The following is a 21391-nucleotide window of genomic DNA, read 5'->3' on the forward strand; positions in this document are numbered from 1 at the left end:
CCCGGCCTATGCGGGGGGGAAGGCGCATGAAAGCTATGAAGACTTCCGCCTGCGAGCTACGCTGTACCGCTCTCAGGGGTATGAATCGTCGCTCAGCGCGTTCGGTGAAGTCTGCGGGGAACTTTTAGGCTTCCTTCGGGATAGTGCCGGATCGGCAAGCGCAAGCAGCATTTACGGATTCCTAATGTGGTTCTCCAGCCTGCTGTTCGAGCTCGAACAACAGGCTGACGCGCTGCACGCAGTGGGCATCTATTTTCTTGGGCACGAACATCCTGAGTTCTCCCATGCCGCCTTCAAGCGCGAATGGCGTCTAAGACAACGCCTAGCCGACAATCCGTCGGCGCTGACTGATACGTACTTGCAACTTGCGGTAGCGGCTGACGAAGTAGGCCGCGAACGCAGAGTCGGCACTTTGCTGAAGGCGGCTGCGCAATGCGCCGAAACGCACGGCGTCACTGGCCGTGCCGCCGACCTGGCCACCCGCCTCGATGCCTACTGCCTTTCGATGAATGGGCTCACTCTGCCCGCCTTGCTCCGACTGGAAAAGGCGCAACTGTTGGTCGGTGACTTCTACAAGGCTACACCTCTCCAGGTATTCCTTGCCTGGGTCGGCGCCATCTGTTCCTCGGCATTCCGCCTTCCTGATGAGGCAAGACCGAAGCTGTTCCAGGTCACGGTACGTGCTTTGATGGATATCAGCGAGAACAAGGACCCGTCGACTCGGTTGGTGGAGTTCGACGGCATGGTCCACGCTCTAGATCGCTGCGGGCATGGCAGTCTTGGGGTGCTGTCCATGGCAGCGACTATGCACATCATCCAAGAGACCGAAGGGCATGATCTTTCGCGAGAAGATCTCTGCATCGTGCGGAATAACTTCGGAAATGCGCTGTTGCACGGGGAATGGAACGACGCGGCCAGATCTGTCTTCGAGGCACTGATCAACACAACCCCAAGCGACTGGTTAACCGACACGCGTGTCTTGTTCCAGCTGGGCCACGCATACGCCGGTATCGGCTACGCGCACTACAACATAGGCAAGTCCATGGACGAGCCGAATCCCAGCGCACACGCAACGTTTGGGGCCGCGGCCATGGCATTCGAGCACGCGATTGCCTGCTTTCAAGGCAGCGGGCACCGTACCTTCCATGAAGCAAGAGTCTGGTCTTGCAGTGGTATCACGCAGTTCAGACTTGGCGCGATTGAAAAGGGCCATGAACATTTCGCACACGCATTACGCTTCGGCCATGGTCAGGCAGGCTTTGACCTGACATGGGAGACACTGGTCGGTTTCGACTACGACACCCCTCTGAAGTACGCGGAAGCCTTGAGCGCTGTGGGTTTGTCGTATGCCGCTGCGTTTTTCGCCAAGCTAGCCGTTGCCTCTGTGCATCATTCAGCCTTGCCCGATACGTCGGGCCCACACGCACGCTTGTTTGTCGGTGCGCGCACTTCCGTGCACCGAACTTTAATCGGCTTGCTCAGCGGTCTTGGCCGGTTCAACGAAGCCGAGCAAGTCTTCGATTTGATGCAGTCGACGGCTTACGAACACGTTACGCGGCACTCGCTATCGCGCTCGGCTGTGGATGCGCTGGCTTCGTTGACAAGCCTTGAACGCGACGTTCTGCAATACGTGCGCTCGGTGGCACTCGGCGCCTCGGGCGGCTCTGCGGAGGGGGGCAATGACTTCGATGCCGCGGGGATGGCCATTGCGTTTGCGCAGATTGATTCTGCCCTCCGGTCAAGCTTCGTGGCCAGCGTATCGAATTTTGATCAAGCTGCGTTGGCGCGTCGGCTTAGTACCGGCATGCACGCCGACGCAGCTCTAATTCGATACGTCGCCAGCGATACAGAGCTTCTAGTCAGCATCGTTCACGAAGGGGAATACCATCACCGAATCGTCTCGGTCTCAAGGGAGGATCTAAACATCCTGGTGTTTGAGATACGACAACAGTGCCGAGCTCATCCAGTCGCCCCGGTCGCAGCAATACGCACCGTAGCGGCGCGTCTGCATGATCTATTGATCGGACCGGTGATTGACGCACTGAGGCATCTGCCTCCCGTCCTATATCTTGAACTCGACAAGCCCCTCAACGCAGTTCCGTTCTCAATGCTATTCGACGGCGAACGATACCTGTGTCAGTCGTCCACGCTAGTCCATCTCGTCCGACATGCGCACGCCTCTCCTCCAGAGTGGTCCAGTGTTGCGCGATGTTTGGGCGGCTCGCGCGCTGCAGTATTGGCGAGTGACGGTGGATTCGCACTTCCAGGAGCAACGCTCGAAGCGAGAGCCGTACATGCAGCCCTGGCTAGCCAGACTCGATTCGAGGAAGTTGCCATCTTTGTTGGAGATGCATGTACGGCGGAAACACTGCTGAACGAGTTTGCGCTTCCAACCGGCACACTCCGATTGGTACACCTAGCCTCGCATGCCACCTTCAACGCAACCGACGAAGAATTATCGACTTTGCTGCTTGCCGATCGCCCCGTAAGCCTGCGAGAACTTCGCGATCAGCTTGTGGCCAACAGGAACCCACCAGCACTTGTAGTGTTGTCGGCTTGTGGAACCGCGCGCGCCGATGTGGACGTAGAAGGATTCACTGTCATGCTCCTAAGAAATGGTGTCCGATCAACAATATCCACCCTGTGGGAGAGCCTCGACGCGAGTGCCTCAGGCTTTTTTGGTCAGGCATATGCGACTGGGATCGATCCCGGTTCACCTAGATCCGTGGCCACAGCCCTCCGTACCGCCGCTCTTGGACTACTCGGGGCGTCAGAGCGGGACTCCGACTGGCTTGCCCATCCGGCAAATTGGGCGCCATATGTCCTCACCACCACGGGGTTCGACTGACAAGACCACTTGACGGCGGGTGGCCCTCGGTAGCAAGGGTGGTCAGGCAATCGGCTGCACCAGCTTCCACCTAGCGACCAAGCATCGTTCCGATATCTCGCGGAAGTGTCAACGTGGGGCCATGACGCTCATTGCTCGTCTACTCAGACCGGCCCTTAGGAAGGACAAGATGAAGGCATGTCCGACTGCTTTGCGACGCATAGAGCTACGGCTGCTTGTGGCCGACAGCAGCCGTTCGGCTGTTCGTGGCGACGGACGGAACACGCTGCAGATCGGTCATTAGGAGAGAGCGCCTCAATGACTGCTTTGAGTCGTTTGCTTCCGCCGCTTCGAGGTGTTGTCCTCAACTAATCCGGAGCTCATGAGAACCGGACTGGCTGATCGCGGTGCCGGACGGAGTGGTCATGACGCGTGGAATACACATAGCTGACAGAAGTACAGTGGACAGAGAGATCCACTGCACTTGCACAGCCGGCTGATTCCCAGGGTGGCTGATGCCAGGTGAAGACAAGGGACAATAGCCGTCCCTATCGGCGCTGGCCTTCGGATGAAGCATCACCGGGCGCAGTCATCGGCATCCCTCCCTGCACCGAACATTTGGCCTAGCAGAGCCATTTCCAGGTTCACCATTAACGCCAACGGCGATCATCTATTTTTTTGTCGAGCTAAGATTTACCTCGAAGGGAGAATCCATGCCGCTAACAGCCTTCTCGATTACCCGCGTCGGGGAGTTCGACGTTGACCAAATTCTGGAGAAGCTCGGTGCAGAAACTGGCCAGGCCTACGCGTCTGTTGAAAAAATTCCAGATGCATGGCGTACCCAACTTCGTACTGATCTCAAGTGCCCAGACTGCTCGGTGATAGGTGCCGAGGTCGTGCGTGCGGCCGTCGCCGACAAATCCGGCAAGCCCAGAAGGCAGTCATTCTTCAGGTTCACGACGCCAGGTCACCATCCCGTTTGCGACTACGCCAACCCAGAAAAGGCGAATGCCGTGCCCGAGACCCTAGTGGCTTTCGGTGAGGCGAAGTCGAACCTGACGCGAGCGGTGAGGAATCTGGTGTGCACGGGCATCGAGATGGGAATCTTCAGCCAAGGTTCGATCCGCTCAATGCGTGATTGGTTTTTCAACAAGAAGGTCGAATCGATGTTCGTGGTCTCCTTGGACCCGCGAACGTATTCTTGGATCTCTGCCCTGCAGCAGAACGAATTTCACGCTCGCGGGGCCTTGCCGCCGGATGTAGAGATCACTCCAGAGATCGCGGCGCTGCCCAACTTCGACTGGCAGGCTCAGGCAGCTCGCCTGGTCCAGGACCGCTACCCCCAGCACGTAGCGAACATGCGCAAGTTGTGGGATGTTCGGATTCCCATGCTCGGCGAGGTCGGGAAACGGGCTGAGAGCCTGGCCAGACGCTACGCTGGCAGGCCCGTTTTCAACACCACTGTGCTGGCCTCCGAGTACAGGACGACCCAGACCTTGTCGGAGTTCATCGCCCATACCCATCCCCCGTTGAAGGCTGTCAAGGACGCTGGGGCGAGCAGCGTGCTCGCCTTCTCAGCGTTGCTGCTGTTCGGGCGAGACTGGGACATCGGCAAGGCGATCTCGGACTTTGCAAGGATCTCGCCGGCGGTGGGGGCTGCAGATCCGCAGCTCGGCAACGTGATGGGGTTGAACCCCTTTCACGACTACGAAGCCTGGGCTGCGCTCAAAAAATTGCAGGAGCTGAACATCCAAGTTCCGGACGAGATCGACATCAAGGCCGAGCGGATCGCCATGGACGTGGAGTTGCGAGCTAAGTACGGTGCCCCGCCGCTGGCCAACTGATCAGCGATTCGCGTGCATCAGTAGCACCATAACGACGATGCCTTATCTCAAGCGCATGATCGGTGTCGATGCTGGCATTGGTCTGGCGCCGTATTGGGTTGCCACTTTGGGCATAAGAGAACCGCTTGCCGCTAGCCCTCGCCGGCCCAGGGCGGCCAAACATTTGCGGAGCGCGGCAGATGCAGCAGCGTCAAGACAGCGCCATATTGCTCGGCATGGATCTTCATCTCGCGAAGCGACGCATCGGCGCTGGCATGCGGAAACCATACCGAAGCTGGAATCTGGGTGCCCGCCCGGTCGTCCTTAATCTCAGCGTTCGCGGCGAGCGAGCCGTCCGGTACAGGGATGACGTTGCTGCGCGTGCGGAAGAACGCGCCGGCTTTGCTCGCAGGTTCGCTCGACCAAGCCCAGTTCATGAAGCCGTCCCTGGACATCACCAGGACAGCCTTCTCGTCCGTGTACTGCAGCCATTTCAAAATCGCCGCCGTCAAAGACACCCCGTAACGATCTGCACAGTGGCCCAGCAAGTCCAGATCGACGGCGGTAGTGACCTGCTTGCGGTAGTCGTCAAGTGGCATCAACAAGTACGAAGCAAACAAATCGGCTTGCCCCTCAATGTCCTTGTCATCCTGCGACCAGTTCACCATGTCGGCGTCGCTGCACTGGAACGACTCCCGGGCCTGCCGATGCAGGATGTAGTGCCCGAGCTCGTGCGCCTGCGTGAAGCGCACACGGCCTGGTGAAGAGACTGCTTCGTTGTACAGCAGCAGCCACTCCTTGCGTCCGTCACCGGGGAACAAAGCACCGTCAAACCCCTTGATGTTGGCGGCCTGCACCTGGGTGATCGGATCGCTCCAGCCAAAGATGCGCGCTGTCTCCATCGCTAGGGGCGGCACATCCACTGGAAAACGATCCACACCATGCGCAGCGCTGAACACCTCGGCCAATTTCGCCAGCCGATTGGCTGCGCGCTGCGGCGTCCAGACCTCCGTCATCACGGGCTCTTCTTGAAGGTGTCCAGTATCTTGCGAAGTTGCTCTTTCGCGTCCGGCTCAAGCTTTTGGTAGCCGCGAAAAAAAGCCTCGTCCAGATGGCGCTCTTCCGGAGCGCGAACGTCCTCTTCAAGGAAATAGGCAGCCGCGACGCCGAGCGCGTCCGCCAGAGCCGTGAGCTTCTCAGCCGACGGCCGCTGCGATTCCCGGTTCTCAAGCTCCCAAAGGTAGCTTTTGCTGAGCCCAGCCAGCTCAGCCAGCTTATCAAGCGTCAGTCCACGCTGCTTGCGCAGTTCGCGCAACTTCTCGCCGAGACGTGTTGCCATGGTCCGTCTCCAGTCCAAGTGTGATGGATCGAGAGTATCACGATACCGAACTTTTTATTTGACTTCCAAGAAAACAGGTGTACCATCCGGTAATGTTCACGATTCCGAACTTTTTGTCATGACTCGCTGACCCGAGCCGCTGCGCCAGAAGGAGCCATTCAGATGTCCCGTACTCATATCGACCATCGCGACCTCGTGCGGTTCGCTGAAGATAAGGTCAATCTGCCCAAAGACAAGGCCGACGAATACCGTGCGCAGGCACGACGGTTGCGCGAGAAGTTGGAGGGCTACCTGTCCGAGCACCCCGATTTTTCGCTGAAGCGAATCCAGTTGTCCGGCAGTTTGGCGAAGGGCACGGCGCTGCGCTCGCTCAACGATATCGACATGGCCGTCTACGTCAGCGGCTCGGATGCACCGCACGACACGCGGGCACTTCTGGACTATCTGGCCGAGCGGCTGCGCAAGGCGTTCCCCAACTTCAGCCCGGACCAAGTCAAGGCGCAGACCTACTCCGTCACGGTGTCGTTTCGCGGGACTGGGCTGGATGTGGACGTCGTGCCAGTCCTGTACGCTGGCCTGCCAGACTGGCGCGGCGATCTGATCAGCCAGGATGACGGCTCCTTCCTGGAGACCAGCATCCCGCTGCATCTTGACTTCGCCAAGAAGCGCAAGCAGGCCCAGCCAAATCACTTCGCGCAGGTCGTGCGCCTGGTGAAATTTTGGGCTCGACGCATGAAGCAGGAGCGTGACGGCTTCCGATTCAAGTCCTTCATGATCGAGATGATCCTGGCCAAGCTGTGCGACGACGGCGTGGATTTCTCGGACTACCCCGAAGCGCTGCAGTCGTTCTTCACCTACGTGGCGAAGTCCGGCCTCCGCGAACGCATTGTCTTCGAGGACCACTACAAGGCGTCGAGCGTCGCCAAGCTCGACGACCCAGTCCAGATCATCGACCCGATCAATGCGAGCAACAACGTGGCGCGGCTGTACACCGCCGAGAACGCCGATGACATCGTGGAGGCCGCTCTAGATGCAGGCGATGCCATCGACTCTGCTCTGGCAGCACCGAACAAGGAGCTGACGGTGTACTACTGGCAGAAAGTTTTCGGCCCTTCTTTCCAAGGTTGAACATCATGAGCTACAGCTTCACTGCGACTGAAACCAAGACCTTCACACTGACCCATGCGCGCCACCTCGCCGCCAAGGTGGCGGCTGACCTCAAGCGTTTGCAGCGTTTGTATGGGCATATCACCGACGAACGCATCGGCGAGTTTGAAGGCGAGGTCACCGAACTGCTGCGCCAGGGTTACCTGGGCACCGTTACCTACGGCTTCCAGCGCAACGACCTGTGGATCGAACCGACTTTGCGATACACGGCCAGTGAACTGGCGAACAGCGACGCGGACGACGATCCCGGCCGTATACCGCCTGGCAAAGACATCAGTGGCGCGCAGTTTCACAGCTACTTGACGTACAGCGCAGCATGGGACGCCTTGACTGCGGATCAACGTGCGGCGGTCAAGGGCCAGTTGCCGTTGCAGCGCGTGAGCGGGTCGCAGTCTGCCGTCAGCAACGGCTACTTTGCCGACGACAAGACCTATGCATCTGGCGGCCGGTCGCTCGGCCGCGCCAGCGTGAGGAGCTATTGATGAGCCAGCAATCCAACCTCCAAGGCCTGTTCGAGCGTCCGACGACATTGCCCGATCCCGACGCCCAAGGCCGCCTCGCGCGCCTGGTGGGCATGGACGACAAGATCAAGCGCCTGGCGAGCGTGCTGGGCGTGCTGATCAATCCGACAGGGCTGCGGAAGTGGCAGGACAAGCATCATGCCGATGCCAGCGCTCTGCTCGATGCTGTCATTCGCCGCCCGCCGTTGGTCGTTCTTTCGGGCGATGTGGGCTCAGGCAAGACGGAGCTGGCAGAGACCATCGGTGACAAGGTCGCGCGGCAGGAGGACATCGACATCACGCTGTTGCCGTTGAGCCTTTCGTCGCGCGGCCAAGGCCGCGTCGGCGAGATGACCCAACTGGTTTCTTCCGCGTTCGAGCACGCGTTCCACGAGGCGAGCAAATTCAAGTCGGCCAAGGGCGCTGCACGCGGCGGCGTCATCTTGCTGGTCGATGAAGCCGACGCCTTGGCACAGTCACGTGAATCCGACCAGATGCACCATGAGGACCGGGCCGGCGTGAATGCCTTCATCCGCGGCATCGATCGCTTTGCGAACGGGGGGCTTCCTGCCGTGGTGCTGATGTGCACCAATCGATTGAATGCGCTGGACCCGGCCGTGCGTCGCCGTGCAGCGGACATCCTGGTGTTCGAGCGACCCAGCGCCGAGCAACGGCACGAAGTGCTTTCCCGCCGTTTGAGAAGTGCCGGATTCTGCGAGGCTGATCTGCAGGCGCTGGTGGTAGCGACGGGCGAGCAGCCCAAGCGCGCCTACGGATTCACGTATTCGGACATCACGCAAAGGTTGCTGCCGGCCATCGTGCTGGACGCCTACCCGGACGGCCCCATCAAGCCCTCGCGCGCCATTGAACTGGCCCGGTCGATCCTGCCGACGCCGCCGTTTCGCGATTCGTGAACCTGGTAGCCGAGACGCGACCCCATCCGAACTGACAAAGGATCATCATGACCCAAGCCGTTGCTGTCCGCAGAGACGGGGATGCCTTTCAGGCCAGAATCTTCTGGCGCAAGGCGGCTTGCCTGCTGGACCCGAAGAGCCCGGTTGAGCAGGTGGGATTCGAGTCGGGGCCTAAGGGTTTTGACGATGTGTGGGTGGCCTATGCCGCCGACCGCGCGCCGAGCGACCATGAGGGGCAGCCGATCTTGCGGGAACACATCCAGTGCAAGTGGCACGTCTCAGTAAACGACTTCGGCCATGCTGACTTGGTGGAGCCGGAATGGATCAATGCCAACAAGTTTTCGCTGCTGCAGCGTGCCCGTGCCGCTCAGGTGGCGCATGCCCCCGACGGAATCGGTGCTCGGTTCAAACTGCTCACCAACTGGCGCATCGCTCAGTCCGACCCGCTGCGCGGCTACATCAATCAGAAGTCGAAGACGTTGCGCTTGAAGGACTTGTTCGACGGAACAACAGACCGCTCTGCGGCTGGCAAGGTCAGAAAGCTCTGGCGTGAACACCTGGGCATTGACGATCAGGAACTCTTGCTGTTGGCGCGGACGCTGTCACTGGACACAGATTCCACGTCACTTGAGGATCATCGGGACAACCTGGACCTGCTGTTCGAGAACCGTGGTTTGCGCCGCATCCCCGTAAGCGAGAGCAGCTTCGTGTACGACGACATCGCATTTCAATGGCTTGCGCAGGGCAGACTGGACTTCAACCGGCAAACGTTTCGCGAAGCCTGCAAGCGTGAGGGGTTGTTGGATAGTGACGGCCGAGCCCATGTGGTGTTCGGCGTGAAATCATTCGAGCATCCCTTCGACCGGCTTGAGGATCGTTGCACGGTAGTGCTGGATCTCATCCCGCACTTTGATGAGCGAGCCATCCGTGACCAAGCCGACTGGACAAGAACGCTCTATCCCAAGCTCAAGGGTTTTCTGCAGACTGCGGCGACTGGCAACCAACATCTCCGACTGATTCTTGACGCGCATATCACGCTGGCCTTCGCTGCAGGGTCGGTGCTGAACATCAAGTCCGGTCGCAACGTCGAGATCGAGCAAAGAACCATTCATCGAAATGTCTGGCACTCGAACGACATGCCGCGCGATCTGTCTTGGCCAGGATGGCAGTTTGATGTGGAACACTTGATCGAATCCAACGGAGACATGGCTGTCGCCGTGTGTCTGACTCACGACGCGGTCCTGGCCGTGAAGGCACACATCGCCGCTTCGCTGCCCCAAGTGGGTTCGTTGCTGATCGCGCGCCCTACGTGCGGCGCCGGCGCGAAATCCGTCGTTTGCGGTCAACACGCGTTCGATCTGGCAGAGACACTGGCACTGCAGATCAACCAGCAGCGGCACATAAGCAGGCCGCCGTTGCATCTCTTCATCGCAGCGCCCAATGCTTTCACGTTTTTCCTGGGACAGCGGCAGCCTGCTCTCGGCAAGACCACGCTGTACGAATACGACTTCGAAGGCGCGAACGGCGGGGGTTATCGGCCGTCTTTGACACTGCCCATCTGATGTGCGTAGCTACCGCTACCTCATTGCCTTCTTTGGAATCCTTCATCTCATCTTCCCTAAAGTTGAATTGGTTTTTAGATTCTCGCCTTCGTGGACGGACTCTGCCTTAGCTTCCAGAGGCCATGTCGGCAACACCGCACCTATGTATCAGCCAATAGGTGCTCACCGACCACTCGCGCTTCTTTCGATTGCTCGGGAAACCAAGCGCTATCGTCGTCATTGAGCACGTCGGGACCAAGGTGCAGTAGTAGGTTGTGTAGAAAATAGCCCGCAGCCATTTCAGGAAGTGCATATGCGTGCCAAGCTTGGCGGTCACGCCTTGGAATCGTCGGAGTGGTTGACCACCACTTGAAGAAGTGGTCGTCTCCTAAAGCTACGTGGTCAATGATGCGGTAATGGCTCCGCTGAGCAGCCGTTGCAAGCGCTCTCAAAGCGCTGTCGGGTGTAACACGGCTTTCGTAAGAGAACAATCCTACAAACGCTCGAGATCCTCCTCGTCCACGGCGAATGAACTCTGCGGCATCGGCTAAGTGCGCGCAAGCTTGGCCAAACGATGCCGACGTCAGTCGAGACTTGACCTCGATAGCGGCCAAACAAGCTGCCGGTGCTATGAATACTAAATCCCCGTCTCGATATAAAACAGGATATGCATTGTCGTAAATGAGAACGTCAATTTGACTTGATGATCCATCCCGCGTAACAACGAATCCGCGCCCCACGGAAACAGTTGATGGGGCCGACCTTCGAATTATGGAGCGCAAGACAGACTCTTTCCATTCACCATCAGTGGGCCAGTGTGCATCTTGAATCATGTGACGAACACGGCTCTTCAATGCTCCCAACTCACCTGATAGAGAGCGGAAGTGCTGCTCCAGATTCATTGAAGATATCTCCTGATTCTGTGTTGATTGATTCAGTGCTTACAAGCATCGCAGGGTGCTACGCTATGCAGTCGAGATTCTTAAATCTTCTAGACGATACATGAACTCGCAAGCGGCCCTCAAAGCACTCCAAAACCGTCACTGGTGAGCGACAGCCTAGTCGATTGCATTCTTCGGCCGCTGCTGATCACTCAGTTTGAACTGTGTTGAGCACCGGTTCCGGCGCCTTGTGGTCACTAGGTCCAACACTGTGAGCAACATGCTCCATATCGGAAGACAGACATGTCCGCTCATCTACCGTCGAACCAAGAACCTGCGTGCTGTTCAGCTGCTCCTCGGGCACTCCAAGCTGGAATCGACGGTGAGGTACCTCGGCATCGAGGTCGACGATGCCCTGGAGATCTCTGAGCAGACCGAGATCTGATCGCCTGGAAGGAGGGGCCGCCCCGGCAGACGGCTGGGGCGGCAGTACGCGAACGACTGCCGTTAGGTACGGGTCCAGACTGACACTCCCGGCCATTAGCGGCCTTCGCGGGCGTCTGCTTGCAGACACTTCATCGCGCGGAAGCATCTACGGTATGTCAGCGGCGACGTGATAAGGTCGTCAACTTCTTAACAATTGCCTCGGCGATTTCTTGTGATGTCAATGCACTCGTATCAAATACATGGTCTGCAATTTCTATGAGGCTACGCGAGGCAACTTCGTTCTCATGTTGAACGGCAGATTGGTATGGGGTGAGATCACGAATAGAGCTGGATCTTGATGCGTATCGCTGCTGCAAAACAATTTCGGGCGCATCTAAATGGACATGAAGTACTCGTGCGCCATAGGCTTCCCGAAAATGTTCAACTTGGCGCTTTTTTCTGACCGCATCCACTAACCAATGCTTCTGGTCTGGAGATGCGGCAATTCCAGGTCGAGCTACGTTGTCCAAAACCCAGCGGTAGTCGGTCTCAAGATCAAGTCTATCGCCCAAGTCTTGAAGGCTAGCGCGTTGGTCGCTTTGTCCCTGCTCCTCCGCAAGTGCTTTTAAGAACGCACTTGAACGAACATAGTCAAAGCCATATGTAGAAAGAAGCTCATCTCGAACGCTAGTCTTCCCCACTGCAATCGGTCCGCTCAGAAGTACAAGTGCTTCAAGCTTTGCCATTGACGGTTCTCCAAGACATGGATAATGTGCTTTCGTCAGCTACGAAGAGAGCAGGCCAATTCAGTTGCTCCACCACATGCATCGGCGTTCGACCTTCTAGGCTACTAGTTAGGCATGATGACACATATCCAGCAGCACTCGCATGAGCTACTCTCACGCTATTTGCGTCATTTCCCTGGTGAATGGTCGCGATGTCAATCGCTGCAAGAACAATTGCAGGCCGACCGAGATATTTTTTTGCGTTCAAACATGGCAGGGCACATCACCTCTAGCGCGGCTGTTCTCAGCAAAAATGGACAGGAGATATTGCTCATTAAGCATGCTTTCCTCGGCAAGTGGCTGACGCCGGGAGGTCACTATGAGGGGCCAGGCGATCTCTTTGATTCGGCTCTTCGTGAAGTTGAAGAGGAAACGGGCGTTGCTAGTGCTACAGCACATCCCTGGACGATAGCCAACCAAATCCCAATTGACGTTGATAGCCATGAAGTACCAGCCCGATTAGCTAAGAGCGAAGGCGCGCATGTGCATCATGATTTTTTGTTCGTCGCAACAGCGCCAGTCGATGCTCACCTGCACGCTCAGCTTTCAGAGGTTCATGAAGTCGCTTGGGTTCCGGTTGGCGAACTGGCAAAGTCATCAGATAGAAGGGTCCAGTTACTGCACAGAAAGCTATTGAGCATTAGCGCATCGTCTTAGCTGTCAAGCCGCGTCTTAGTCGCTGCCCCGTCTATAAAGGTAAATTTCCAAGGACCTCCTTACCCTTCATTCGGCGCACTGCAGTAACGTATTGAGCGATGTCTGGGATGCTGTAATCGACGACAACCTCGACAACCTCTTTCAACGGCGCGCCTGAAGATTTTTTGGTTGGGTAGTCTTTGATGCGTAGAAAATCATTCATTCCACGCAAATGCGGTACCGGCCATGTGTTTCCAGAGTTCATGCGGCATAGCCACACCTTTTCGCTATACGCAGACATGAGTGCCTTGGAATCTATTGTCAGCACATCATGTTCCAAGTCTCGATAGTGGCGAGCCCCGAGCAATCCGAACAATCGTGTCTCCTGCGCCCACATGAAAACACGTCCGTTCAAGAATTTGTACCATTGTGCTGGCGTTGTACCATCGATGAGTGCATCTGCTAGGCGTGACGGAAGCATAGGTTTCTGATCACGAAGAACAATTCCTGTGTCAGGTGGGCCAACAAGCATTTTCTCTGGCCGGTGACCTTCTTCGATGCCGAGCCGTTGCTTCCCCTTGACTCCATATCGATCCAAGACAGCCGCAGTACTGAGTAACCCATGAGCCTTAATGGACTGCCAAGTGTCCTTTTCTGCCATGTGATAGAGCTGTGGATAGCGTTCTGTGAGATCCTTAACTTCCATCTAATTTCCTTTGCCGACTACCACATGCGTCGATCGATGATATTCCGCTCGCTAAAGTCAGTGGAGATGAGAGACACCGGCACGCCACTTACTTTCTCCATCTCTTCAATAAACCGCAGCGTATCGTCAGTCAGTTGCTCATACCGATACGCTTTGCGATTATTTACGCCAATGTAGTCAGTGAATGTGAGCGCAATATCAGTTCCACCATTCAACAGAAGTGAGCGGCGTAGTTGCGCCCAATCAAATTCAGCGACTCGGCGCTTGCGTCCCGAAACGGAGCCCACTTCCTTGTTAATCAATGTGTCCTGAGCAATGCCAGATCGGCTGGCAATATCTTCGAATGAGATCTCTTGGCTCATGTAGCCAGATGTCTTACCTTCGACTGAATCGCCAACGCGAATTGGATAAGTGCGACACACCATCATGACGCGCCTGACATGCCTTGCAGCCAAACCCGCCTCGGCCAAACAACCTGCAGCAGTAGTAGCACGTGACGTAACATGGGGATAGTGTCCATGATGAAGGCTAAGAGTGGTACCCTGGGTACCTTCAAGCATTATCTTCTTACCTTGTGATAGGCAACTGGCAAAGTACTCAACGGTATCTCCGATATATCGCTTCAGGGCTGGAATGTCCTTGGCAAGTCGAACGTCAGTGTCGGGGGTGCGATGAAGAATTTTGCGAGCGGTAGCATGGCCAATTCCTTGTGCTGTTGAGCCAATTGCTCCCTTTAAAGTCCTTTCTTCCCAAGCTATGTCGGTGGAATCAATGATCATGGCCTGATGGTCAATGATTAGCTTGTTATAAGGAATAGCCAGTTCGCCGATTTCTTTAAGCAAGACTTCAAGACTAACCACTGCCCCAGCTCCGATTACCAGCTTCGCATCTTGGTTTCCTAGGTGCCCTGATGGGAGTTGTCGGAACGTGTAAGGTTTTTCATCTCGGCCAACAAACACTTGATGTCCGGCGTTTGGGCCGCCCACTCGCACCAGCACGTCATACTCCGGTGCAAGGTAGTGAGCAATATTGCCCTTTCCCTCGCTGCCGTATTGCCCCCCGATAAGGATGTCGATGTTGGGTGAGGCAATGACAGGACGAGGTAGTAACCGAGCAACTACCCGGGCGAACACATCCTCAGCGCTACAACGATCGGTATCAATGACAACGTCAGCCAACTTGGCAAGATCTTTGACATGACGCGAAGACCAATTCTTGGCGAGCTCTGCGTAAGTGGGGGGCTTTTCTTCACTTATTAGGCCAACGTGACGCCTGCTCAAGGTCTCCTCTGTCGCCTCAAGGTGAACATGAGTAACAGCCCAACCGCTTTGCCGAAGGAAATGGACTTGTCCAGGGATTCGAATAGCATCGACCACTAAAAGATCGAAGGTCTCATTGCTCATGAGCCGCCTGTTTAGCACATCGGCTACCCACCGTCCTCCTGTTTCACGGTCTAGCTTTTGGCCGGCGTGCTGGACGGGCTTCTTACCGGCACTGCGTAACCATTCGACTATGAGGTCTTTCGACTTCACTAGCGTCGCATTTGCTTTGCTTTGCAAGTGTGCGGCCAATGTCGATTTTCCTGCGCAGACCTTCCCTGATAAAACTACTACGCGTGGTTTCATTTGCCCCCTTGGTGGTCTTATGGCATCTACCCTGGCCAGCGGTAAACGGTTGTCGCGACGCCCTTGTCGACAAGCTCTTCCGCAATCAGCTCTTTCACGATTTCCCAACTAGCGCCTCCGTGCCCTGTTCCTATGCGCGGCATGTGAACTGAGGCACCAAGCTCCTCCGCCTTTTGGCGTACGATAGCCAAACATTCAGCTAAGGCCGCATACTGTAAGCGCTGCGTCGAGGATGCTCCGATTCCACGCTGAGCCACCATGTGCGCCACGCAAACGCCTTCACACATTGGGCCTACCAACACTTCGCCTAAAGTCAGATGACGATTCCGAGCTGCCGTCTCGGTCTTGAACTTTACCCACACATCCGGAAACCGGCGACGAAGCTGAGACGCAAAGCCGTTGCCACCCCATATGGAGCTTGTGTTCGGAACGACGTGAGCGACCAATCGGGGGCCGGTGCCTCGTGGCAGTAATGCATCGCCATCAACTTCGATAATTTCTGGAGCCTGGTATCTGGTGCCTTCGGCCGCAATGAGTAGCCCAACAACTCTTGGTGCAAGTCCGCCAGAGTAAGGCGCTAGGCCTACACACTCTACACGTAGCGGTTGACCGGTAACCCACTCCTCTGTGCCAACAGCTGTGAATCCGATCGCATTAGCTTCCAATACGGCACTGCCCTTGGGAATATGCTGGCCTACGGTAACCGGGCAGTTATACCCGAGAGCCGGGATGACGTAATCAACTTTATAGCCGCCATCTTCGTGTGTTGAGGCGCAAAAGGCTGCGCAAGGTGTTCGTGCTAATTTGATGAGCCGAATAAGGCATGCTTCGACGGACACGTCGTGCTGCTTGCGGATGTCCATTACCTTTTGGATGGAAAGATTTTGGCTAGCAAGTTGGGTGAAGCTACCGGAAGGCATGAGCAACTCTGCAGCACCAATGTTGCAGAGCACTTCAAGTTGCCAGTTGTCTCGCGCTGCCGCAGCATCTCCCCCGCGATGGCGCACTTGGTCCGCGCAATCAGCGAACAGTGTGTGCGCAATCTCATGCGCAATCGAGAATCGCAATCTTCCGCGTGGTCGGGTGGGGTTGTACTCCAGGACTAATCGGTTCCCATCAATCGGCACCAACCGTGCATCAGGGATGTCTCCATGCGCTTCGATATTTAGGCCGAGCCGCTGTGCAAGGAGGAGAGGGTCAAAAGGTGGCCCGCTCCAGCCTTCGTCCATTGCCTTAAGGGCGAGCGCCCGTGCACGTGCCTCCATGGTCGCAACTGGGTCAGCGCCGCCAGCAAAGCCTAGTACGGACCGGTTCGTCCACTGATAGTTCTTCGGCATGCGAAACGTCTGTCTGTGTCTGTCTATTTGATACCCGCTGGCGTCTCTGAATCAGGCTTGGGCAGTTTGACACTAGCATACCTGAACGCATGGGCGTTAGCCCAGCAGCTTCGAGGTCACGCATGATGGAGCAGTCATACTGCATGCTCGCACCCGTTGCTGCGACGGCCATCCAAATGACACGGAAGCCCAAAAAGGCGGGCCGCAAGCTATCGGCAAGTTCCATGGCTGATGGACCACCAAGATCCACCTTGTTGCGGCGAACGTGCGCGTCGCCATAGCTTTCTCGCTGTTACGAGGACAGCGCTTGCCGCCAGCCCACGTCAGGTTCCAGGGTAGACCTGCCATCCAACGGCGAAGGTCGTCAAAGGCAGCTTTGGATCGGCAGTGTGAGTTCGCCCCGTCAACCAGCGGACATTCCCCCCGGCTCAACTTGGCGAGCCATGACCAGGCGAGATGGACGATCGGAGAACCTTCGACTGCGGTCATTCAAGCCGGCTGACCGTCAAGTTAGCCGAAGACTGCTTCCTACGACAAACCGTGAACTCGGCGCGTCGTCGCGAATGCCGGCAGCCGCTGCAAAGCGGTCGCTGAAACTGCTTCGGATCCCGCAGCCATATGCAGAAACCTCAGTGCAGCAACTGCACACGGAACGACGGCCTGTCAGACAAAAATTTCGAACACAGCAGTTGGCGCTATAAAGTTCCGAGGCTATAGTGTTGCATCCACTTGGACGTCCAATCCAAAAGTCCAAGTGCAGTGCTTCGGGCGACTGCCGCGCTTCATCAAGTCATTGATGCGCCAAGGGCTGAGATACATTTTTCGAGCGAGACGAGGGACTCCCACCCTCTCCGCCAAACTCAATCAGCCCCAAAATCCCAGTCGAATCAACGACTGGTGATTCTGGGGCTTTTTGTTTTTCAAGCCGCGTGTTCTCGTTTGCACACCTCGCTCACCAGGTCCCTCAGGCGACCGACATCCATGGGCTTGGTCAGAACCTCGTTCATGCCCGCGTCCATGCAGCGTTGGTATTCCGCCGGCATGGCGCTGCCCGTCAAGGCCACGATCCACGTTGGACCAAGCTGCTGGGTCGCTTCAAACGCCCGCACAGCGCTGGCCACGGCGCTGCCGTCCATCAGCGGCATGTGGTAGTCCAGGAGCAGCAAGTGGAATTTCTTTTGTTTGAAGGCTTCCAGTGCGCGCAAACCGTCTTCCACGGGGGTCACGTCGCAGTCCACCAGGGCCAGCACGGCCTTGGCGAGTTCCATGTTCACCGGGTTGTCCTCGGCCAGCAAGACCTGGCACCTGCCGTCTGATTTGTCCATGTCGTCTCCTCGGCGCTTGTCATCCAGCGCGGGCAATTGGCGCTCCCTTTCGACGAGGTGAAGGCCGGTGTCAGGCCCGCGCGCACTTTCGGACGGTGTCCAGCGTGCGGGTGGTCACCTCGGCGCCAAAGGTGCGCTCCAGCAGGGCCATGAACACGGGGCCTTTCTCGTTCGGAACGTAGGCCGAGAACACTTCGGTGCCTTGCAGCTTCAGGATGCGGGCCTCACCACGTTCGATGGGCAGCTCGACCGGCCTTTCACAAGGCCGACGCAGGAAAGTGACGATGCGTTTGGCTTGGTCCGGCAGGCTGGCGTCCGCAAACGGGTCGGCGTCGATGAGTGACTGGAGGAACAGGGATGGCCGGACAATGGTTTGGAAAACCCTGTCCAGGTGGACCGCCATCGCCTCTTCGATTTTCTTTTCCAGAACCGGCACGATCACGGGCTTGGCCGTGAAAGCCACGTTGCCGCTGGACAAAAGCGTTTTCACGTCGGTGAACCCGGCCGCCTCGAAGCAGCGCTTCAGCTCGGGCATCTTGCAGTTCATCGGGCTGACCCCGCGCAGGAAGGCAACGTAGCGTGTCATGGGCCTGGATATTACGTTCTTCCGCGGGCATGCCACCAGTGTTCAGCGCGTTGGTGCCGCGGGTGAAATAATGATGGTTTTCGCACAGACCGTGCGGATCAGCAGCACCAGCAGCCGGAGGGCGCATGAAAGACCACTACGCCAGCCTCGGGCTCGGCAGCGCCGCGTCGCTGGCCGACATCAAGAAGGCGTTCCGCCAGAAGGCCTCCGCCTACCATCCGGACCGCAATGCCGCGGTGGACGCGGCCGAGCGCTTCCGCGCCGTGCAGGAGGCCTACGAGATCCTGTCCGACCCCGCCAAACGCCAGGCCTACGACGACAACCGCCGCCGCAACCTGCTCGACAGCCCGATCGAGACCGCCCGCGACATCTGGCAAAACTATTTCAGCGCCTTGCTTTGAGACCGCCCGCCCCATGACCATTTCCCCCTATTTCCACGAACTGCGCTCGTCCTACCAGGCCGAGATGGACGACCTGAGCTTCGACTCCGAAGGCCAGGACGTGCTGCGCCAGCGCCTCACCGAGAAGCGTGGCCAGCTCGATTTCCTGCTGCAGATGATCGACATCAGCCCCGAAATGGTGGCGGTCGTCTTCCACCAGGGCTTCCGTTTCACGCTGCCGGCGGTCATGGACCACCTGCTGGGCCAGGAGTTCGACGAGTTGCCCGACTGGGACAGCCTGTCGGACGCCGTCGTGCTGGCGCCTTGGGCGCGGGCGCTGGCCGACGTGTTCTGCCAGCAGCCTTCCGGCGAGCGCTTCATGGTGGTCGCTGCCGCCCTGGAATACATGCACACCAAGCCCGACGCTGCCCTGGCCGCACAGGGTGCCGGCGACGACCACGAGGACGGCGAGGACGGTGAGCACGACCACGATGGCGAAGAAGGCATTGATCACGAGGACAATGGCGATGGCCGCACCCGCGAGGAAGCTGGCGCCGACTGGCTGGCCGAACAAGGCTTCGACCGCAAAGACTGACCGGACCGAAAGAGAACCCCGATGAGCAGCAAACACCTTGCCCTGATCACCAAGACCCAGAGCCTGATCGCCGCCGGCGACATCGTCGGCGCCGAGTCCGCGCTGGTCGAACTGGCCGACACCGAGGGCGACAACGCCCTGATGGTGGTGCTGGAGCAACTGCCGCCCAAGGACATCCTGGCCGTCATCCGCGAGTACGACAACTCCAAGGGCTCGATCATCAACATGATGGTCACGCCCGAGCAGTTCGCGCGCGCCGTGGTCATCGAGAAGCGCTACAAGGACCTGAGCCGCACCCACCTGCGCGGCATGGTCAACTCCATCATCTTCCGCGAAGAGGCCGACCCGGTCGAATTCCTCACCGCCGTGGGTGATCTGGAAGGCGGCAGCGAGGCCCTGGCCGACTACTTCGCCGACAAGTGGAGCCGCGTCGAAACCTTCGCGCGCACGGGCAGTTTCGATGCGCTGGAAGACGATGGCCAGATCCTGTCCGAGGCCGCGTTGTACGGCTCGGCCTATGCCAAGCCCGTGGTCGACCAGGACGAAATCGCCGACCAGGACTGGATGGAACTGGCCTGGCTCCTGCGCTACAAGAACCCCGATCTGTTCATTGAAATGCTGCTGGTGCTGCGCGCCAAATCGCGCGCTTTCGACGCTGGCCTGGAGGAAGAATCCGACGAGCCGGAAGAGGGCGATGGCAAGGTCGACCTGGCCGACACCGACCGCGGCAAGATCACGCCCGCCTCGCTGGAATCGGAAGAGGAATCGGCCATCTGATGTCGGATCCCGCTGTTTCGACCATCGCGCTCTACGACGCGCGACCGTTTTTTGAAAAGGCGCTGCAGTTTGGCGTGCAGCAAGGCATCCTCGATCAGGCCAAGCTCGACGCCATCTGCAAGGATGCGCCCAAGGGCATGGTGCAGATCGCCGCCTATTTCGGCAGCGAATTTCTGCAGCCCGAGCTTGAAAAAGCCAAGGACCGCATCGTCAACCTGGTGAGCCTCTACCTGGAAGACAGCACTGGGGGCGACCTGCGCCTGGCGGCCGAATCCCTGCGCGACCACTCGTTCTTGTCGCGCTCCAAGGGCGGCTCGGACATGCTCAAGCGCCTGATCGCCATGCCGCAGACCAGCCACTTCGGCATGAACGAGCGCCACGGCTTCACCGACGACCACATCCCGCAATTGGCCAAGTGGTCGCTGCGCAGCCTGGCCGATTACCGCGCCGAACTGGCCCAGCGTGCCCACGCGGCGCAAGCCATGGACGCGGCCGTCTGGCTGGCCGCGGCCTTGGGCATGGACGAGGCCGAACTGGAAGAAGCGGGCGCGGACGCCGACGCGGTCATGCGCACTGCGCTGCTGGCCCTCGCTGCCCAGCAGACCGACATGCCCGATTGGCCTGCGTTCGACAAGATGGTGTCAAGCCTGCGCAAGAAGCCGGCGGCGGCCACTCAGTTGAAAGGCCTGCCGCCCAAGCTGCCTGAGGCCTTCAAAACCGTGGTCGAGCAGGCCTGGCAATCGGTGCAGGCCGACTTGCCCAAGATCCTGGACGCCACGGTGGCGGTGCAGAAGCTGTTCCACAAGACGGCGGCCTTCCGGGGGCGCTATTTCTGGATCGAGGATGCCTTGAGCGATGTCGATCACCACGACCGCTCGGCCTCGGCCAGCTGGAAAAAGGTGACCGGCGGCCACAGCGACGATGGCTCGCTCATCACCTTGTTCCTGTGCGTGGCCACGGGCACCGCGCCCAAGACCTTGCTGTCCGAACGCAGCGCCGCCACCCTGGTCCGCAAGATCCGCAAGGCGGGGCTGGATGCTGGCCTGGTCACGCAGTACATCCGGGACCACGCGCCACTGCAGCACCAGGACGACTACCTGGCGCTGTGGGAAGACTTCATCGGCGAAGCCCAGGCCACCCTGAAAAGCGACCGGGACCCGGCCTTGAAAGACGCCCTGGCCTTGCTGCGCCGCGAGGGCAATGTGTCGCCGGCCTGAGCCT

Annotated in this window: 20 protein-coding genes and 1 pseudogene; 12 read left to right on the plus strand and 9 right to left on the minus strand. The window is 58.2% G+C overall.

All coding sequences use genetic code 11. The annotated features are described in order from the left end of the window. The coding region (locus ACREB4_RS13885) for a CHAT domain-containing protein (protein WP_431588820.1) at positions 1-2848 on the plus strand (2848 nt) is incomplete at its 5' end. 692 nt (positions 2849-3540) lie between these two features. Next, entirely contained in the window at positions 3541-4671 is a 1131-nt protein-coding gene (locus ACREB4_RS13890; protein WP_431588821.1) for a hypothetical protein, read from the plus strand. 131 nt (positions 4672-4802) lie between these two features. Here the strand turns inward: ACREB4_RS13890 and ACREB4_RS13895 are convergent, their stop codons facing one another. Together ACREB4_RS13895 and ACREB4_RS13900 are read right to left on the minus strand one after the other, a co-directional pair. Next, positions 4803-5666 carry an ImmA/IrrE family metallo-endopeptidase gene (locus tag ACREB4_RS13895; protein WP_431588883.1) on the minus strand — a complete coding sequence of 288 codons (864 nt, stop codon included), beginning with the start codon at positions 5664-5666 and terminating at the stop codon, positions 4803-4805. Then, positions 5666-5989 carry a helix-turn-helix domain-containing protein gene (locus ACREB4_RS13900; RefSeq protein WP_431588822.1) on the minus strand — a complete coding sequence of 108 codons (324 nt, stop codon included), beginning with the start codon at positions 5987-5989 and terminating at the stop codon, positions 5666-5668. Before ACREB4_RS13900 ends, ACREB4_RS13895 begins: the two co-directional genes overlap by 1 nt. Positions 5990-6151: 162 nt before the next feature. On the opposite strand from ACREB4_RS13900, the gene ACREB4_RS13905 reads away from it, so the two are divergent. From ACREB4_RS13905 to ACREB4_RS13920, 4 genes are read left to right on the plus strand one after another with little or no spacing between them, the layout of a single operon-like run. Next, a complete protein-coding gene (locus ACREB4_RS13905) occupies positions 6152-7117 on the plus strand; it encodes a CBASS oligonucleotide cyclase (protein WP_431588823.1) in 966 nt (321 codons plus the stop codon). Between the two features lie 5 nt (positions 7118-7122). After that, positions 7123-7638 carry a hypothetical protein gene (locus ACREB4_RS13910; RefSeq protein WP_431588824.1) on the plus strand — a complete coding sequence of 172 codons (516 nt, stop codon included), beginning with the start codon at positions 7123-7125 and terminating at the stop codon, positions 7636-7638. Beyond that, positions 7638-8570, plus strand: a complete 933-nt coding sequence (locus tag ACREB4_RS13915; RefSeq protein ID WP_431588825.1) for an AAA family ATPase — start codon at positions 7638-7640, stop codon at positions 8568-8570. Before ACREB4_RS13910 ends, ACREB4_RS13915 begins: the two co-directional genes overlap by 1 nt. A gap of 47 nt (positions 8571-8617) precedes the next feature. After that, complete coding sequence (locus ACREB4_RS13920; RefSeq protein ID WP_431588826.1) at positions 8618-10132, plus strand: SAVED domain-containing protein; 1515 nt, start codon at positions 8618-8620, stop codon at positions 10130-10132. A gap of 140 nt (positions 10133-10272) precedes the next feature. Here the strand turns inward: ACREB4_RS13920 and ACREB4_RS13925 are convergent, their stop codons facing one another. Next, entirely contained in the window at positions 10273-11013 is a 741-nt protein-coding gene (locus ACREB4_RS13925) for a DUF6602 domain-containing protein (RefSeq protein ID WP_431588827.1), read from the minus strand. A gap of 274 nt (positions 11014-11287) precedes the next feature. On the opposite strand from ACREB4_RS13925, the pseudogene ACREB4_RS13930 reads away from it, so the two are divergent. Beyond that, positions 11288-11437, plus strand: a pseudogene (locus ACREB4_RS13930) (integrase); the annotation flags it as partial. A gap of 157 nt (positions 11438-11594) precedes the next feature. Here ACREB4_RS13930 and ACREB4_RS13935 read toward each other — a convergent pair. Further along, a complete protein-coding gene (locus tag ACREB4_RS13935) occupies positions 11595-12164 on the minus strand; it encodes an AAA family ATPase (protein WP_431588828.1) in 570 nt (189 codons plus the stop codon). A 114-nt stretch (positions 12165-12278) separates the two neighbouring features. On the opposite strand from ACREB4_RS13935, the gene ACREB4_RS13940 reads away from it, so the two are divergent. Continuing rightward, on the plus strand, positions 12279-12860 hold the full coding sequence (locus tag ACREB4_RS13940; RefSeq protein WP_431588829.1) for an NUDIX hydrolase: 582 nt from the start codon (positions 12279-12281) through the stop codon (positions 12858-12860). A 31-nt stretch (positions 12861-12891) separates the two neighbouring features. Here ACREB4_RS13940 and ACREB4_RS13945 read toward each other — a convergent pair whose 3' ends face one another. The 5 genes from ACREB4_RS13945 to ACREB4_RS13965 all read right to left on the minus strand — a co-directional run bounded on the left by ACREB4_RS13945 (position 12892) and on the right by ACREB4_RS13965 (position 18418). Next, complete coding sequence (locus tag ACREB4_RS13945; protein ID WP_431588830.1) at positions 12892-13545, minus strand: DUF7002 family protein; 654 nt, start codon at positions 13543-13545, stop codon at positions 12892-12894. A gap of 17 nt (positions 13546-13562) precedes the next feature. Beyond that, positions 13563-14948, minus strand: coding sequence for an adenylosuccinate synthetase (locus ACREB4_RS13950; protein ID WP_431588831.1), 1386 nt, complete (start codon positions 14946-14948; stop codon positions 13563-13565). Between the two features lie 248 nt (positions 14949-15196). Further along, positions 15197-16507: an ImmA/IrrE family metallo-endopeptidase gene (locus tag ACREB4_RS13955; protein ID WP_431588832.1), complete on the minus strand. Its 1311-nt coding sequence runs from the start codon at positions 16505-16507 to the stop codon at positions 15197-15199. Between the two features lie 920 nt (positions 16508-17427). Next, positions 17428-17832 carry a response regulator gene (locus ACREB4_RS13960; protein ID WP_431588833.1) on the minus strand — a complete coding sequence of 135 codons (405 nt, stop codon included), beginning with the start codon at positions 17830-17832 and terminating at the stop codon, positions 17428-17430. A 70-nt stretch (positions 17833-17902) separates the two neighbouring features. Next, positions 17903-18418, minus strand: coding sequence for a DUF1697 domain-containing protein (locus ACREB4_RS13965; protein WP_431588834.1), 516 nt, complete (start codon positions 18416-18418; stop codon positions 17903-17905). A 125-nt stretch (positions 18419-18543) separates the two neighbouring features. Between ACREB4_RS13965 and ACREB4_RS13970 the strand changes: the two genes are divergently transcribed. The 4 genes from ACREB4_RS13970 to ACREB4_RS13985 are packed head-to-tail and all read left to right on the plus strand — an operon-like array spanning position 18544 to position 21387. After that, positions 18544-18819: a DnaJ domain-containing protein gene (locus ACREB4_RS13970; protein ID WP_431588835.1), complete on the plus strand. Its 276-nt coding sequence runs from the start codon at positions 18544-18546 to the stop codon at positions 18817-18819. 13 nt (positions 18820-18832) lie between these two features. Next, positions 18833-19393 (plus strand): hypothetical protein, encoded by a 561-nt coding sequence (locus ACREB4_RS13975; RefSeq protein ID WP_431588836.1) that lies wholly within the window; start codon positions 18833-18835, stop codon positions 19391-19393. A 21-nt stretch (positions 19394-19414) separates the two neighbouring features. Further along, positions 19415-20170 (plus strand): hypothetical protein, encoded by a 756-nt coding sequence (locus ACREB4_RS13980; protein WP_431588837.1) that lies wholly within the window; start codon positions 19415-19417, stop codon positions 20168-20170. Continuing rightward, positions 20170-21387 (plus strand): hypothetical protein, encoded by a 1218-nt coding sequence (locus ACREB4_RS13985; protein ID WP_431588838.1) that lies wholly within the window; start codon positions 20170-20172, stop codon positions 21385-21387. Before ACREB4_RS13980 ends, ACREB4_RS13985 begins: the two co-directional genes overlap by 1 nt. The last annotated feature ends 4 nt before the right edge of the window (positions 21388-21391 follow it).

This window comes from Aquabacterium sp. (assembly GCF_050725395.1).
In the GTDB taxonomy this organism is placed as follows: domain Bacteria; phylum Pseudomonadota; class Gammaproteobacteria; order Burkholderiales; family Burkholderiaceae_C; genus Aquabacterium.